The organism is Microcoleus sp. PH2017_05_CCC_O_A (assembly GCF_020738785.1).
In the GTDB taxonomy this organism is placed as follows: domain Bacteria; phylum Cyanobacteriota; class Cyanobacteriia; order Cyanobacteriales; family Microcoleaceae; genus Microcoleus.
On record NZ_JAEQCB010000029.1, the window covers coordinates 12,276 to 26,454 of the forward strand.

18 protein-coding genes are annotated in these 14,179 nt (G+C 44.3%); 7 read left to right on the forward strand and 11 right to left on the reverse strand.

Going from position 1 to position 14,179, the window contains the following annotated elements; genetic code table 11:
* Positions 1–112: 112 nt before the first annotated feature.
* Positions 113–1,645, reverse strand: coding sequence for an NB-ARC domain-containing protein (locus JGK20_RS08840; protein WP_293230115.1), 1,533 nt, complete (start codon positions 1,643–1,645; stop codon positions 113–115).
* A 215-nt stretch (positions 1,646–1,860) separates the two neighbouring features.
* Here JGK20_RS08840 and JGK20_RS08845 point away from each other — a divergent pair, with 215 nt between their 5' ends.
* The 3 genes from JGK20_RS08845 (at position 1,861) to JGK20_RS08855 (ending at position 3,381) form a co-directional block, all read left to right on the forward strand.
* Positions 1,861–2,604 (forward strand): calcium-binding protein, encoded by a 744-nt coding sequence (locus JGK20_RS08845; protein WP_293196868.1) that lies wholly within the window; start codon positions 1,861–1,863, stop codon positions 2,602–2,604.
* 343 nt (positions 2,605–2,947) lie between these two features.
* Positions 2,948–3,160 carry a type II toxin-antitoxin system HicB family antitoxin gene (locus JGK20_RS08850; protein WP_293196867.1) on the forward strand — a complete coding sequence of 71 codons (213 nt, stop codon included), beginning with the start codon at positions 2,948–2,950 and terminating at the stop codon, positions 3,158–3,160.
* Between the two features lie 29 nt (positions 3,161–3,189).
* On the forward strand, positions 3,190–3,381 hold the full coding sequence (locus JGK20_RS08855) for a type II toxin-antitoxin system HicA family toxin (protein WP_293196889.1): 192 nt from the start codon (positions 3,190–3,192) through the stop codon (positions 3,379–3,381).
* Between the two features lie 407 nt (positions 3,382–3,788).
* Here JGK20_RS08855 and JGK20_RS08860 read toward each other — a convergent pair whose 3' ends face one another.
* Positions 3,789–4,967 carry a M20 family metallopeptidase gene (locus JGK20_RS08860; RefSeq protein WP_293196866.1) on the reverse strand — a complete coding sequence of 393 codons (1,179 nt, stop codon included), beginning with the start codon at positions 4,965–4,967 and terminating at the stop codon, positions 3,789–3,791.
* Between the two features lie 240 nt (positions 4,968–5,207).
* Positions 5,208–5,441: a helix-turn-helix transcriptional regulator gene (locus JGK20_RS08865; RefSeq protein ID WP_293196865.1), complete on the reverse strand. Its 234-nt coding sequence runs from the start codon at positions 5,439–5,441 to the stop codon at positions 5,208–5,210.
* 214 nt (positions 5,442–5,655) lie between these two features.
* Here JGK20_RS08865 and JGK20_RS08870 point away from each other — a divergent pair, with 214 nt between their 5' ends.
* Positions 5,656–5,883 (forward strand): hypothetical protein, encoded by a 228-nt coding sequence (locus JGK20_RS08870; protein ID WP_293177229.1) that lies wholly within the window; start codon positions 5,656–5,658, stop codon positions 5,881–5,883.
* Here JGK20_RS08870 and JGK20_RS08875 read toward each other — a convergent pair.
* Positions 5,874–6,008 carry a hypothetical protein gene (locus JGK20_RS08875; protein ID WP_293205285.1) on the reverse strand — a complete coding sequence of 45 codons (135 nt, stop codon included), beginning with the start codon at positions 6,006–6,008 and terminating at the stop codon, positions 5,874–5,876. The genes JGK20_RS08870 and JGK20_RS08875 overlap by 10 nt on opposite strands.
* Before the next feature lie 16 nt (positions 6,009–6,024).
* Here JGK20_RS08875 and JGK20_RS08880 point away from each other — a divergent pair, with 16 nt between their 5' ends.
* Entirely contained in the window at positions 6,025–6,375 is a 351-nt protein-coding gene (locus JGK20_RS08880) for a hypothetical protein (RefSeq protein ID WP_293205288.1), read from the forward strand.
* Positions 6,372–6,542: a hypothetical protein gene (locus tag JGK20_RS08885; protein WP_293205290.1), complete on the forward strand. Its 171-nt coding sequence runs from the start codon at positions 6,372–6,374 to the stop codon at positions 6,540–6,542. The genes JGK20_RS08880 and JGK20_RS08885 overlap by 4 nt, the downstream gene beginning before the upstream one ends.
* Positions 6,543–6,558: 16 nt before the next feature.
* Here the strand turns inward: JGK20_RS08885 and JGK20_RS08890 are convergent, their stop codons facing one another.
* Both JGK20_RS08890 and JGK20_RS08895 read right to left on the reverse strand, forming a co-directional pair.
* Positions 6,559–7,086 (reverse strand): hypothetical protein, encoded by a 528-nt coding sequence (locus tag JGK20_RS08890; RefSeq protein ID WP_293205293.1) that lies wholly within the window; start codon positions 7,084–7,086, stop codon positions 6,559–6,561.
* Positions 7,087–7,113: 27 nt separating this feature from the next.
* Complete coding sequence (locus JGK20_RS08895) at positions 7,114–7,560, reverse strand: hypothetical protein (RefSeq protein ID WP_293205296.1); 447 nt, start codon at positions 7,558–7,560, stop codon at positions 7,114–7,116.
* 390 nt (positions 7,561–7,950) lie between these two features.
* On the opposite strand from JGK20_RS08895, the gene JGK20_RS08900 reads away from it, so the two are divergent.
* Positions 7,951–8,274: a hypothetical protein gene (locus JGK20_RS08900; protein ID WP_293230118.1), complete on the forward strand. Its 324-nt coding sequence runs from the start codon at positions 7,951–7,953 to the stop codon at positions 8,272–8,274.
* A 68-nt stretch (positions 8,275–8,342) separates the two neighbouring features.
* Here JGK20_RS08900 and JGK20_RS08905 read toward each other — a convergent pair whose 3' ends face one another.
* The 5 genes from JGK20_RS08905 to JGK20_RS08925 all read right to left on the reverse strand — a co-directional run bounded on the left by JGK20_RS08905 (position 8,343) and on the right by JGK20_RS08925 (position 13,875).
* A complete protein-coding gene (locus JGK20_RS08905) occupies positions 8,343–8,879 on the reverse strand; it encodes a hypothetical protein (RefSeq protein ID WP_293205301.1) in 537 nt (178 codons plus the stop codon).
* Complete coding sequence (locus tag JGK20_RS08910) at positions 8,880–9,077, reverse strand: hypothetical protein (RefSeq protein WP_293205304.1); 198 nt, start codon at positions 9,075–9,077, stop codon at positions 8,880–8,882.
* A 146-nt stretch (positions 9,078–9,223) separates the two neighbouring features.
* On the reverse strand, positions 9,224–11,011 hold the full coding sequence (gene aspS / locus JGK20_RS08915; RefSeq protein ID WP_293177237.1) for an aspartate--tRNA ligase: 1,788 nt from the start codon (positions 11,009–11,011) through the stop codon (positions 9,224–9,226).
* Between the two features lie 73 nt (positions 11,012–11,084).
* Positions 11,085–11,258 carry a hypothetical protein gene (locus tag JGK20_RS08920; RefSeq protein WP_293177239.1) on the reverse strand — a complete coding sequence of 58 codons (174 nt, stop codon included), beginning with the start codon at positions 11,256–11,258 and terminating at the stop codon, positions 11,085–11,087.
* A gap of 973 nt (positions 11,259–12,231) precedes the next feature.
* A complete protein-coding gene (locus JGK20_RS08925) occupies positions 12,232–13,875 on the reverse strand; it encodes a trypsin-like peptidase domain-containing protein (RefSeq protein WP_293230121.1) in 1,644 nt (547 codons plus the stop codon).
* Positions 13,876–14,179 lie beyond the last annotated feature (304 nt).

Here is a 14,179-nt window from a genome sequence, read left to right on the forward strand (position 1 = left end):
TCCCATAAAAATAGTTGTGTCCTCAGAAACCGGGTTTCTGCGTAGATTTCTCGCCACTAAACACAAAATTTCGTAGAAACCCGGTTTCTAGCCTCCCATGAGAAGCCTGAAACTATCCAACCTTTAGGAACTGGTTTTTCACATACTCCATCAATACAGGCTGGAGTGTGAAAAGCGTTTTCTCACCTTGTTTCACTTTTTCAATTAATAAACGCCGCCCCAAGGATTGCACAGCTTGTAATAAGGCTGATGGGGATAATTCCAGATTGGCTGAAAATTTGGATATTTCAACTGGTGTGGCTTCACGAGCTAACCAGGATATCACTTGTTTTTCTGAGTCAAATAGGCGATCGCACTGCTGGTGCAGCAGAGATTCTAAATCACCTAAAAATAGGGTATCATAGGAGAGAAACTCGGAAACGCTGCCGCCGAATAAATCTTGAATCATAGTTGCAACTATATTTAACCATAAGGGATTGCCTCGGTAAAGGTCAATCAGTTGTGACCATTTCTCCTCTTCTGCTAATCTTTTCTCTCTGAATATTTCCCGTGCTTCCGCGCCCAAACCGTTGAGTTGCAGCGATTTACAAGGACGATTTTCGCCTTCTAGGGCCGCAATTTCTCTGGGCTTTTCCCAACTCAGGAGGATTAGGCAACTGTTGTGGGATGATGCTGCTAATTCTTTGAAGAATGTGCCGTAATTTTCATAGCCTGGTTGGTAATTGCCTGCGAGTTGTCCGCTGCTGAAAATTGTTTGTATGTCATCAATGATGATGAGACAGCGGGATGAACGCAAATGCTCAATAAGTGATGGCAATTTAATTTCTTGTTGCTGCGAAACGAATTGAATTAAGTTTGTTTGCAGGGTTTGCAGGGGTGGAGAATTGCGGAGACTGCGGTAAATAATATAGTCAAATTCATGTTGAACTTCTGGGATTAGTTGGAGAGTTAGTGACGTTTTGCCAATGCCAGATAAGCCGTATATGGTGATGAGACGGGTGCGGTTTTCCCAAATCCACTGCTTGAGGGTGGTGAGTTCAGATGTGGGGTTATAGAATAAGTTGGGTTCTGGTGCATCGGATAAGTCTAGTCGTTTTTTAGGCTGAGTATTGCTACAGGTCACCTGATTCTGCTTTTCTAACTTTGCTGTTTCTAAGGATTGAAGATAGTTCCCACAAACCAGAGCTATTTCATTCTCTTGTAGGGGCGGTGTCCCCGTGCCTGCCCGAGCTCTCAAACACATACAAAATGTAGACAAATAGGGTCGGCGTAGGGACACTACCCCTACAAAATTATCGTTTTCTTGAGAATGAAACAGCCCTATTCCCAAAACACTGGAATTATCATTTTGTGCAGAATATTTTCCAATTTTTGATTCAACTATGGATAATTGCAATCTTTCCACTGTATATCCAAAGTTAGATTGATTGATGTCTTCACCTAATATCTCTGATAAAAGCTTCCATAATTGTGCTGCGACTTTCTTGACATGAGCTTCGCTACGGTGGCAGTTTGTGGCAATTTCCGGGTATTTCTGGCGTTGCCAAGTACCGCGCAGTATACCTTCTTGTAGGTGATTGAGGTGTTTGCCTGTGTTAGTGAATAGGATTTGGTCAGCTATTTTTAAGACTTCTTGAATGTCCATAGGTCGAGTCGAGGTTTGGGTTTTGCCTATTGCAATCCTACCTTATCCTACTATTTGATATTTCAGCCACTAAATCCTACTTTATGCGACTGAGATCGATCGGGATAGGTAAAAGAATCCCTACTAAATCCTATTGATTTGACTTGATTTCAGTATTTTTTTCACATATGCTAAGAATTCAGGACGAAATAAATTTCAGGAATTTCTAAGAAGTCATGGCTAACATCGATATTGCAAATACTCCTAATGCACAAGGCACAGAGGGTGATGATGTCATTCGTGATACTGATGGGGGCCGCAGAACGCTGGGCTTGGGGGGTAATGATAGGATCTTTGGCAGGGGTGGCAATGATGAACTGTTCGGGAATCTGGGGCGTGACTCACTAGATGGTGAGGGCGGGTTTGATACCCTCTACGGTGGTAAAGATGCAGATTCTCTTGACGGTGGACTTGACGATGACATTTTGTTTGGGAATGCGGGCACTGATACTGTTAGGGGTGGAAGTGGCAACGATCAAATATTTGGGGGGCGTGATAACGACTGGCTATTGGGTGGCGACGGCGAGGACATTTTATCTGGAGATTTAGGTTTTGATGTTCTGACTGGAGGATCTGGACGAGACAGGTTTATCATTCAAGATGAAGTGGCTACTAATACAGTAGATTTTCTGAACGATTTCTTCCCTGGGGAAGACAAAATTGTACTTCCAAAAGGTCTGACATTTGCTGACATCGAAGTCCTGACATTTCAAGCTGCTGGGTTGAATCCAGTTTTTGTGGAGAGGCAGTTTGAACCCTCGCCGTCTCCATTCAATGCCATCTCTAGTGGTAGCGATCTAAATCTAGCTCTACGAGTTAAATCAACTAATCGAATTATTGGACTTTTGGATCGAAATCCAACTTCTGGTGTTCGTCTAACAGCAGCGAGCTTGACAGCAGCGGACTTTATCAGCAGTTGAGGATTCTGCTATGCTGGCCGGTAGCCTGTCGCTATCGGAAATAAGCTGGGAGGGTGAAAACCGCTGCGATTTATCGAGGGGTTGAAACCTGACTCAACGGGTTTTAGCCTAATGAAAGGGGCGATTCGGCGAAGACAAATAGGCTGTGACGCATCGCATTTTTTGATGATAGAGCGATCGCCTTTCAATTTAAAAATAACCACAAGGCGATCGCCCTTACATCCCAATTTGTCAAAAAGTGCGATCGCCCATCTTCCCCCCCTATACTTGTAAAAACTATTCATCCGAGATACACTAGGTAATAGAAAGCAAGCAACCTTAGATGATGGAAGCGAAAACCATAATGAAAACCCAAAGCTTCACCGCCATCATTTACAAAGAAGAAGATATGTATATTGCCGAATGTCCAGAAGTGGGCACAGTTGACCAAGGCGAAACCATAGAAGAAGCGATCGCCAACCTCAAAGCAGCTACAAGGCTCTATCTCGAAGAGTGTCCTTTACCCGACGAAATCACTCCCAGGTTTGTAACTAGCATAGAGGTTAGCTATGCCTAGATTGCCCAGAATATCAAGTAAGCGAAGTAATTCGCGTACTAGAACGTCTAGGCTTTTATCAAGCTAGGCAAACGGGTAGCCATGTTGTCCTCAAAAAAGCTCTCCCCGATGGAGAAATTGTTTGCGTTGTGCCACTCCACCGCGAGCTAAAAATTGGTACACTTAGCGGTGTTCTAAAGCAAGCAAAGGTCACACCTGATGAGTTTATAGCGAGTTTATAATAGCTAAACTCATCATCATAATTCGCATCCCGAATATTCAGTTTTGATTGAAGGAGCTTGGGTCATGGCTAGCATTTCTTAGCAGTGACTTAAATAGTTATAGTAGATAGTTTTACAAGATTCGTAATTAAAGTTATAGTATAAAGCTCTTCATTACCTGAAAGAATTGGTTTAAAGCCGGAACCCCGATCGGGAGAAATCGCGACACACCCTACAGCTATAGCAGTTGACAGTTACAGAGTACGGCAATCAAACCGTTTATGCTGTAGGTTCTTGTCTCCATTCATCAGGTCATTTATGCCCTCACCGATGTGGCGGTTGCTATACAGTAAATATTGGGTAAGGTGTGTCGCTATTAGATTGTCGCTATTCGTTGAGGAATTGTCGATCGCGACACACCCTACAACTTATTTTTGTTTCCAATATTGACAAGCAGCATAGGCCAAAGTGACAGCGCCGGTCACAATCGCGGCTTCATCCACCTCAAACTGCGGGTGATGGAGGGGATAGTTAGGTTTGTCAGTTAATCCCACTCCCAAACGAAACATCGTTCCTGGCGCGTGTTCTAGATACATCGAAAAATCTTCCGCGCCGAGGGATGGTTCTGGTAAAATTTGAACGCGCGATCGCCCTAAAGCTTCCAAAGCCGCCGCTTCGAGTAATTGGGTAAGTTTTGGATCGTTTTGGACTCCCGGTACACCGCGCTTGTAGGTGAGTTCGTACTTAGCGCCGTAAGTCGCGCAGACGCTAGACACAATTTGTTCGATCCAAGCCGGCAGTTTTTCGTGGGTTTCAGGATGGAGCGATCGCACCGTGCCCAATAATTTTACGCGATCGGCAATCACATTTGGTGCACGTCCGCCGCTAATTTGCCCGATCGTCAAAACCACAGGCCTCAACGGATTTTGTGTGCGACTAATCGCCTGCTGCAAAGTAGTAATAATCTGAGAAGCAATCCAAATTGCATCGATCGCCTCGTGGGGACGCGCACCGTGCCCAGATTCACCCATCACAATCAATTCTAGGTCATCTGCCGCCGCTGTCAGTGCCCCGTGGCGGATGCCGATCGAACCGCCGGGAATCGTCGGAAAAACGTGCAGTCCGAGGATGCCATCAACATCTTTCATCGCCCCATCTGCAATCATCCAGCGCGCGCCTTGGGCTATCTCCTCTGCCGGCTGAAACAAGAAGCGGACATGACCAGGTAATTTTTCTTCCAACTGAGCTAATATCATCGCCGCGCCCAAACCGACGGTGGTGTGGATGTCGTGGCCGCAAGCGTGCATGACTCCTGGGTTTTTCGAGGAAAACTCTAAATTGGTGCGTTCTTGCATCGGTAAAGCGTCCATATCGGTGCGAATTGCCAGCCACCGGGACTCGTTGCTATTACCTTTGAGTTCGCCGATGACGCCGGTTTTGCCGATTCCTTCAGTGGCGCGAACTCCACTAGATGCCAAAACTCCGGCTACATAGGCCGCTGTTTGATGTTCTTGGCCGCTGAGTTCGGGGTGCGAGTGGATGTGGCGGCGAATTTCGATTAAGCGGGGGGCGAGGCTGGTTGCTAGTTCTTGGATGCGGGGAAGCATGAATTTTGTTGGGGAGTGCGTTAATTAACTAAGGTAACGCATATGCTTGGCTGTGACACTGAGATTTGTTTTTATTAACCGCAGAGGGCGCAGAGGGCGCAGAGAAAAGAGGGGAAAGAGAGTTAGTTAGAGATGGGAAATAATTGTGTCTTTATTATTCATCTCTCTCTTCTCTTCCTCCGTGTTCTCTGTGTCCTCTGCGGTTTAATAATAATTTTGAAATAACAGTAAACAACGATGTCATTTTTCGCGATCGGGCTCGTCCTCTTCATATACCATTAAATCCCCCGGCTGACAATTCAGTGCTCTGCACAAAGCGCTGAGGGTTGCTTCGTCGATTCGGGTGAGTCGGCGACGGGTTTTGATTTTCGACACAGATGTGGGGTGCATCCCAATTAAAGTAGCCAATTCTTTATTGCTGATATTGCGATCGGCCATCACAACTGCCAATTTCCAACGAATCACTGCTGACACTCAACTGCTGGCCATGATATTGCAAGCTGATGTTACCATTCTGCAACCTTCAATTTTCCTTAAATTGCCGTAACGACAATATAAATTGTCGTTACGCTTGACAAGCGGCAGCGATTGAACTAGACTCAGGATGTACAAACGGAAAAGCGATCGCCCCCTGGCCTAGAAAACTTAAGGGCGATCGCAATTCCACTATTCGTGTAATTCAAACCCTATGATATCACAGCCCAAGTCCGTTCCCGAACTGCTCCGGGAAGAAATTCCTGATGTACCTCAAGGCAAAAAACCGATTCGTTTGTTGTTGTGTGGCGTTCCCAAAGGGGTAGACAGCATTGTTAATCTGCTGCACGTTTTGGGTTTTGCACAAGTTGGAGAGTGGAGTCCGCCTGTACCGTCGCCTCTAGCGGGTGAGGTGATTCGGATTTTAACTCGTTACTGGTAAGAATGATTGTGGAGGTCGATCGCACTTTTTGCGTTAAGTGCGATCGGCTTTTGTGTTTCATTGAAGGGCGATCGCCATTTGTCAAGCTCAAATAGCTTCTTTTTTTTGACAAAGACTATAATCAATAGTAAGTCGTATCATATGTCAATTCCATCAGAAATAACTGTTCTAGTTGAGCGTATAAAGCAGGAGCTAACTCAAATTGAGCAGGAAGCAGGTGAGGGACTAAATATTTGTAGAGCTATCCTAGGGAGCTTTCCAAACAATTTTACCGTGATTCAGATTTCGGGATTTTTAAACACCTGTATATTTTTCGCAAACACATCGAAAACACAGATTCAGGAACGCATAGAGTATCTCTCGGCAGTTGAAGTCCTGACAAATGATAGAATAGAAGAGGTGGGGGAAGACTTGGCAATGGAGCTAGGCCGAGTGCTGGAAACTAAAATAAGAGTTAGTAGTATTAAAGCCCGTTTGGAGAATTTACAATGACACAAAAAGAACTCGATGACAAGGAATTGCTAGAAATTTTGGAATTAGCAAAAGACACCGAACAGAAAGCTAGAGAAATGTGTCAAATGATCTCGGCTAATACCGCTAAATACCAAAAATGGTCGGAAGCTAAAGCTAAACAAGCCGAAAAACAGAAGCAACTCTAATGAGTAAAAAGTATATTCAACTCACAGCCAGAAGCTCATTCAGCTTATTTTTTAACTCTGGGGATGCCATTAATGGATTATAGACTTCCCCCTCGTATGGTTGCCAAACATAACTAGGACTAAATGGTCGGAAAACTGGTAATGTTTCTACCCCATGAATAAGTTCCTTTGCTAAAACTAATCCAGGAATAGATAAATTAGATAAATCCTCCATAAGTTCACTATAGGTTCTGAATTCATCAACTTCAACCCCAACCAAAGCATAGCGAAACCAAGGAGCAAACCGTAGAGCTAGATAAAATAAAATACCTAACTCTGTCATCAAATAAGCACTTTCAGGGCTATCTATTCCCACTTCACTAATATTATTGGGATAAACCCGACACCACCAGTTTCCATCCATATCTTGAAAAGTATCTGTTCGACATAGACATTGGCGATTATTTGACAGCATCCATTCTATGCCCTCAAAGTGTTGAGCAAATTTATTAACCTTGGCTTCATCAGAGCCACACTCTGCCGATAAACTGAATATCCACGCCATTGTTATAGACTCCTATGATATATAAAGTTAATCAACTCTTTCCCAATCATTTTGGGTTTTTGCCAATGCTGCCTCATACCTTTCCAGAGACATTGTAACTCTTGGCAAAATGCTAACGTGCGTCGGGCTATCTTGGACAGCCTGCAAATCTCCCATAATGTTTATGTCATCAATTTGCCATAGGGAGTCTTTTCCAGTTCCACCAAATTTTGCAGGTCTGCGAAATGCTGGTAAACTTTCAATTGAAATAGAAACAGACATTCCCTTTGTATTCCTGACGACAACAGCAACAAGCTCTCCTCGAAACACACGTTCTGAATCTGCTAACAAATAGCCTTGCTCATTTAGATAACCTGTCGGCATTTGCTCAATATCTATGTCAATACCAGGTCTAACCCCTAATAATCTAGCACTGCGACCTATTTTAGGCTTACCATTTTGCTCCGCCATGCCACGATAGTAAAGTTTTGCCATCAGCTCATATAGCAGCAGTTTGATATCATGATATTATACCAAATCTGGCTTAAATACTTGGAGGCGGAATTAGCAGAGTCGGAGAATTCCCGTCTGAAGGAGTTGATACAAAATCCACCGACACACCTCATCCACCCCTGCAAACCTTCTTCCCCCATGACCCCGATTTACTTCAAACTGTCGTAAACTGGCTCAAAATAGTTCATTTTGAGTCCTGAGTTATCTGGCCATTCGTAAACCAAAAAAACCGGGTTTTTCGCAGTTTCTGGAAGGTGTGGCGAAGTATTCTGGAAAAAACCCGGTTTCTGATTACCCACGAACTAAACTTGGATAAATTTCTCCTGTTTTGTGATATAATTAAAACCTTAAAAAAATAGCACAAAAAAAGCTATGTCGGAAATTACTCTAGACGAAACCAAGCTTAAAGAATTACTCAAAGCAGCTATTTTTGAGTTAGTAAAAGAACACAAAGAAGTATTTTCGGAAATTGTGACAGAAGCCCTAGAAGATATAGGAATGGAAAATGCTATCAAAGAAGGCGAAAATACTCAAACAGTCAGTCGCGATCGAATCTTTAAACTTTTGAAGAGACAACACAGTAAATTAGCAGTTCTTTTGGAGTCCTTTAGAACCGATGAACTTTCCTTGGAAACCGTCGCCCAAGAAGTAGAAGCAGTTAGAAGCGAAATTCATGCCAGAAAAACCAACCATTAAAGTGATTAAGGAGTTGGCTACAACACATTATTTTAGAGGCATAAAGTGATCATCAATTTAATTTAATATCAATAACCTTCGTGAATTGATTTACATTCCCAAAAAAATCCAGGCCCAACCGTCAAAACTTGTTCTGTTGGCATGAACAATTCCCAATAAGAAAGTCCAGAATCATCTTGCAAATCTGGCTGTAAAATTAGTTGGTAATCACCCTCAAAAACTAGAGTGAGACTAATATTATGAGCATAAATCACAAAATCAATCAATTCTTTATTTTCCAATTGCTGCAAAACTTTTTTGACAGCATCTATTTCTACCTCATCTATTTCTGCATCTATATCTACTAGCAAGGAAGAGGTTAAGATGCGATCGCCTTGCTTGAAAACCCAAGGTGTTGCCCTCGTGCCAAATTTCCAACTACCTTTGGATAGATGTGCTAATTTTGGGTGAGTGTAGGCAGACATCTCACCGAAATCTAGCCGTAATTCATCCCCATAACTAAATATAACCTGATGGCAAATTTCTCCAATTATCGGTTTAGTAATGACTGAAATAATTTGCTCGATATTTGGCTTTCGATCGGCAATAGATGTTTGAATAGCCATTTAAATATCCTCTAAAAATTCTTGTGCTTTCTGGCGGAGTTGTTCATAAGTAAAATCTCCTCTACGGTTTAAAGTTCCACCATAACCATTTTTCTTTTCTTCCTCAATGAATAAACCAAAAGCAATCCTTAATTCACCTCCCATCTTAAACTCCCTAGCGATCGCATCAACCTGTTTAATATCGCGTTTTCTACCCATCAATATTATCTACTAAAATATCTTGTAAGATTTCTAAACCAAAGAAACCGGGTTTTTCGCAGTTTCTAGGAGGTGTGGCGAAGTATTCTGGAAAAAACCCGGTTTCTCGCCACCCATCCACTATTCATTGAAGGTGTTTTACATACCTATGTCTTCGGTACATAAGTCGATCGCACTTGCAACTCCTTCATCTGCTTCTCATCCACACCAGACGGCGCATTCGCCAAAATACAACGCGCTTGCTGCGTCTTCGGAAACGCAATCACATCCCGAATCGACTCCTCGCCAGCCAACAACATTACCAGGCGATCGACACCATAGGCAATTCCGCCGTGGGGAGGAGTTCCATACTCAAACGCATCCAACAAAAAGCCAAACTTATTGTAAGCTTCCTCAGTCGATAAGCCGATCGCCTCAAACACCCTTTCCTGAACATCCCGCTGGTAAATCCGCAGAGAACCACCACCGACTTCTGTGCCGTTTAACACCAAATCGTAAGCTTGAGCTCTCGCAGTCTTCAGATCGTCAATATCATCGGGATGCGGGGCTGTAAATGGGTGGTGCAATGCTTCCAAACGCTTCTCATCAGCGTTCCATTCAAACATCGGAAACTCTGTCACCCACAGCAAATTCATCTTGTCTTTGTCAATCAATCCCAATTCGTTACCGATGCACAAACGCAATCTATCCAAAGTCTTATTGACAGTTGTGACATCGGCTGCTGCAAATAACAACAAATGACCTGGTTGTGCACCAGTGCGATCGAGCAATTCCTGTTTTTGAGCCTCTGTTAAATTATCCTTAATTGCGCCGATCGTATCAATTTCGCCATTCTCCCGCACCCGGATATAAGCTAATCCCTTAGCCCCGGCTTCGCTGGCTTCCTTAAACAAATCGCCACCCGGCTTAATTCGCACATTAGAAATCGCATCATTCCCGCCCGGAATTGGCAAAATTTTCACAATTCCGCCCGCAGCAACCGCACCGGAAAACACCTTAAATCCCGAATCTTTCATCAAATCGGAAACATCGACTAATTCCATACCGAAGCGAGTATCTGGTTTATCGCTACCATAACGATCCATCGCTTCGGCGTAAGTCAAACGCGGGAAAGGACGAGGCAATTCCACGCCTTTCACACTTTGGAAAATATTGCAGACTAAACCTTCATTTAATTCGAGGATTTCTTCCACAGACATGAAACTCATTTCCATGTCCAATTGCGTAAATTCCGGTTGTCTATCAGCGCGCAAATCTTCATCGCGGAAGCAGCGGGCAATTTGATAATATCTGTCTAAACCCGAAACCATCAGCAATTGTTTGAACAATTGTGGCGACTGCGGCAAAGCATACCATTCGCCCAAATTGACGCGACTGGGAACCAAATAATCTCTCGCACCTTCGGGAGTCGATCGCGTTAAAATCGGTGTTTCAACTTCAATAAAACCGCCAACGTCTTCGAGGTGGCGACGCATAGCTTTGATCACCTGGTGACGAAGCTGCAAATTTCGACTCATACGATCGCGCCGCAAGTCCAAATAGCGATATTTCAAGCGCAAATCTTCGCGCACGCTTTCATTATCCGCCGTCGAAACCTGAAACGGTAACTGTTTGCGAACCGCATTCAACAACTCAATCTCATCAGCGTAAATTTCTACTTCACCCGTAGGCAATTTAGGGTTGAGGGAATCTGCGGGGCGGCTGGTGACTCTACCTGTAATTTTCACCACGTATTCGCCGCGCAAAGCCTCAGCCCCGTGATAGGAATCTGGGGTGCGTTGGGGATCGCTGACAATTTGCACTAAGCCCGATCTATCGCGCAAATCGAGAAAAATCACCCCGCCATGATCGCGGCGGCGATCCACCCATCCGTAGAGGGTGACAGTTTGTCCGATGTGTTCGCTTCGCAGTTCGCCGCAGTAGTAAGTTCTCATGGTTGGGGGTTATGGACTAAAAATAAAGCTTTTTAATTATGCAGTATGCCTGAACATTGTGCTGAATGCAAATTCAAGGGCGATCGCGATCGTGGTTTTGGTGTTGAGTGCAGTAGAGTGCAAGTGTCCGCCCAACCATAGCATTCTTGAAAGCTCTTCTGTTGTATTGGCTGAACCCTGAAAGCTTTAAGCCGTAACGCTTAATCCCAGTCGCACCGAAACTGCGCGCGCGATCGGCTATTGACATTATCCCTGTCCAGTTGACAGTAATATTGAGTTTGATATATTGTAACGGATTCAGGTTGATCGAGAAATTGGGTTTTAAACCCCGTCCTTATAGAACCCATTTGACATCTTTGAGTTTTTGGGTTGGGTGACGACAAATATAGAGATCAACCAGTTTCTGAGATTTACGCTCATGTCGAGAAACCGGGTTTCTATGAGTTTTTGGGTTGGGTGACGAGAAATATAGAGAGAAACCCGGTTTCTGAGATTTACGCAAAATAGATATCAAATGGGTTCTATAGGACGGCTTTATAGTTTTTGCAGTAAGATTAAATCCGGCTGGATCGGAATGATTAAACCGCAGAGGGCGCAGAGGACACAGAGAGAGAATAGAGAGATGAATCATTCCGATGAATAGCGGATTTGATATAATATCCCTCGCCTTTTTTTTGTGATGCAGCCTAACTTTTCTTGAACTGCTTGTGAGTGACGTGGGGAATGCAAATTACAGATTTTTCTAGAATTTTAAAAGTTTTTAGGGTGCATCTCACTTTGGAAGAGGACTCTCGCATGACCGCATATAAGTTATTAGTTATCATCTCATATTTTCTGCGGTCATGCTTCGCCCCTACGGATATATTCGCTTGCATTGAGATGCACCCAGTTTTTAGTTCCGTTTAATCTATATTTCGATGAATCTTTTCTGTACCACTTTTAAGTGGCATTATATTTATTGCTGGTGTACTGGTGTCAGATCAAATCCGGTAGCATCTCTCTATTCTCTCCCTCTGTGTTCTCTGTGTTCTCTGCGGTTAAATCATTCCGATCCAGCCGGAAAGAATATCATTTTAATTACCTCATGTTTTTTTGGAATTTTTACTATAAGGTTTTTTATTTGAGCCCTTTTAGTAGAGACTTGCATTCATTGAGATGCCTCCGTTACCTCGCTTGAATAGCCGATTCACTCCCCACTGTGCGGTTAATTAAAAAAAATCTTAACTTCTTTTCCAAATCTTAATTTCCCCCAACCAACCCGCACTCACAATAGTCTTAGCATCTGCGCTAATTCCTACAGCAGTAACATAGCCAGAATGTCCGCTCAAATTACCTCTCAATTCGCCCGATCGCACATCCCACAGTTTTACACTCTTATCCCAACTCCCAGTAACCAGTATACTCCCATCCCGACTGATTGCCAGCGACCAAACTCCATCGGTATGTCCGCTCAAACGCCGAATTAATTGACCGTTTCCGACATTCCACAACCCGACAGTACCGTTGCTGTTGCCGGCCGCCAAAGTTTTGCCATCGGGAGTAAAAGCGAGGGACAAAACAGACAAGTTCTTGCCGCCAATCGTGCGAATTGCTGCACCTGTAGCTAAATTCCACAACCTAATTGAACCATCTTTGCTGCCACTAGCTAAAGTTTGGCGATCGGGACTAATTGCAACAGCATTCACTAATCCAGAATGCCCGGTTAAAGTCCGCAGCAATGCCCCTGTTTTCGCATTCCAAATCTTAATCGTTTTGTCCCAACTGCCGCTCGCGACAAATTGAGCGTCTGGACTGACGGCAACACTCGAAACAGCGCCAGAATGCCCGCTCAAAGTGCGGACAACCGCGCCTGTTTCTAAATTCCAAATTTTTACAGTTTTGTCGTCACTGCCGCTAGCTAACACGTTTCCATCCGCACTCGATGCCAGGGCGTTTACCGCTTCCGCGTGTCCTTGCAGCGTAGTTTTTAATTGCCCGCTGGGAAAATTCCAAACAGAGATTGTGCCGTTACTATTTCCTGTGGTAAAAGCAGTGGAAGCTAGAGCAAGCGAACTGACAACTTCTGAAGGCCCTTTGAGGGTATTTGTGGTGGCAAAGGCGATCGCACTTCCGGGCTTCTGAGGCGGATTATTGACAGCAGTTTTCGGGTTTGCGGCTGTTGGCGATTGGGGAAGGACTGGTAGCGAAATAGTCGATCGCCATTTCATGATATTACTGATTTCTACTCCCGCTGCCACGATTTTATCCGAATTGTCCTCTAACCTGACAATGCCGTTAATTGCGACAACTTTTCCCGCATCGTCAAGCACTGGGCCGCCGCTCATTCCCGCCCTAACTAAGTTGTTGTATACCAAAGTATAGCCATTTAATGGAGTTTGGCGGCCGGTAAATTGACCTTCGGTAGCGATGAAAATCGGTTGTCTCAGGGAACCGCCGGATATTGGCCAGCCAGCCACATAGGCTCTTTTTCCGGGAGTTGCTGGGGAATTAGCTAATTGGGCGAGGGGGTAGCTTTGAGGGCTGCTGATGGTGACGATCGCGATATCCGCACCGGGCATTCGCCGCACCAGGCCGTATGATACAGAGTGAGCTTGACCGTCGGGAGTTACAACCTCGTAATCGCCAGGTTTATCGACTACGTGCCAGTTGGTGAGTATATAGTACGTGCTACCTTGTTTTTCTAAAATTACTCCGGAACCGCCTTTTGTGCCTTGGATCCGTACCGTGATTTGTTTGGCGACGGTTTTAACTGCGTCGGCGGTTAAGGCTAGGGCGATTGGAGGTGAGGTGAGTGGGATGAGGGCGATCGTGCTTAGGGCGATCGAAGCACTCAAAATAGCCGGAATTGTTCTGCTGTAGTTCATGATTGTGTCAATTTAACATACCCACATATCAACAGACGGATTAGTTTTCCGGTTTGTGGCGCGTTGGTGGTTGGGAATGGAAGGGTGTTTGCAAGTAAGGGTTAGTAGGGTGCGTCAGCTAGAGTTTTTAGTGGATAATTGAGAGTTTAAGAACTGACGCACCTTACAGCTAGGGGGTGCGTCAGTTTATGCAATTTCAAACAAGCCTCTCAACTTCGTACTGACGCACCCTACAACTATCAACGGACGGATGGGTTTTCCGCTTTGTAACATATTTTTACACAAAATGAGAATGTAAGGTTAG

Coding starts and splice junctions, on each gene's coding strand:
- JGK20_RS08840 (WP_293230115.1), bottom strand. CDS start 1,645: ATGGACATTCAAGAAGTCTTAAAAATAGCTGACCAAATCCTATTCACT.
- JGK20_RS08845 (WP_293196868.1), top strand. CDS start 1,861: ATGGCTAACATCGATATTGCAAATACTCCTAATGCACAAGGCACAGAG.
- JGK20_RS08850 (WP_293196867.1), top strand. CDS start 2,948: ATGAAAACCCAAAGCTTCACCGCCATCATTTACAAAGAAGAAGATATG.
- JGK20_RS08860 (WP_293196866.1), bottom strand. CDS start 4,967: ATGCTTCCCCGCATCCAAGAACTAGCAACCAGCCTCGCCCCCCGCTTA.
- JGK20_RS08870 (WP_293177229.1), top strand. CDS start 5,656: ATGATATCACAGCCCAAGTCCGTTCCCGAACTGCTCCGGGAAGAAATT.
- JGK20_RS08880 (WP_293205288.1), top strand. CDS start 6,025: ATGTCAATTCCATCAGAAATAACTGTTCTAGTTGAGCGTATAAAGCAG.
- JGK20_RS08885 (WP_293205290.1), top strand. CDS start 6,372: ATGACACAAAAAGAACTCGATGACAAGGAATTGCTAGAAATTTTGGAA.
- JGK20_RS08890 (WP_293205293.1), bottom strand. CDS start 7,086: ATGGCGTGGATATTCAGTTTATCGGCAGAGTGTGGCTCTGATGAAGCC.
- JGK20_RS08895 (WP_293205296.1), bottom strand. CDS start 7,560: ATGGCAAAACTTTACTATCGTGGCATGGCGGAGCAAAATGGTAAGCCT.
- JGK20_RS08900 (WP_293230118.1), top strand. CDS start 7,951: ATGTCGGAAATTACTCTAGACGAAACCAAGCTTAAAGAATTACTCAAA.
- JGK20_RS08905 (WP_293205301.1), bottom strand. CDS start 8,879: ATGGCTATTCAAACATCTATTGCCGATCGAAAGCCAAATATCGAGCAA.
- JGK20_RS08910 (WP_293205304.1), bottom strand. CDS start 9,077: ATGGGTAGAAAACGCGATATTAAACAGGTTGATGCGATCGCTAGGGAG.
- aspS (WP_293177237.1), bottom strand. CDS start 11,011: ATGAGAACTTACTACTGCGGCGAACTGCGAAGCGAACACATCGGACAA.
- JGK20_RS08920 (WP_293177239.1), bottom strand. CDS start 11,258: ATGTCAATAGCCGATCGCGCGCGCAGTTTCGGTGCGACTGGGATTAAG.
- JGK20_RS08925 (WP_293230121.1), bottom strand. CDS start 13,875: ATGAACTACAGCAGAACAATTCCGGCTATTTTGAGTGCTTCGATCGCC.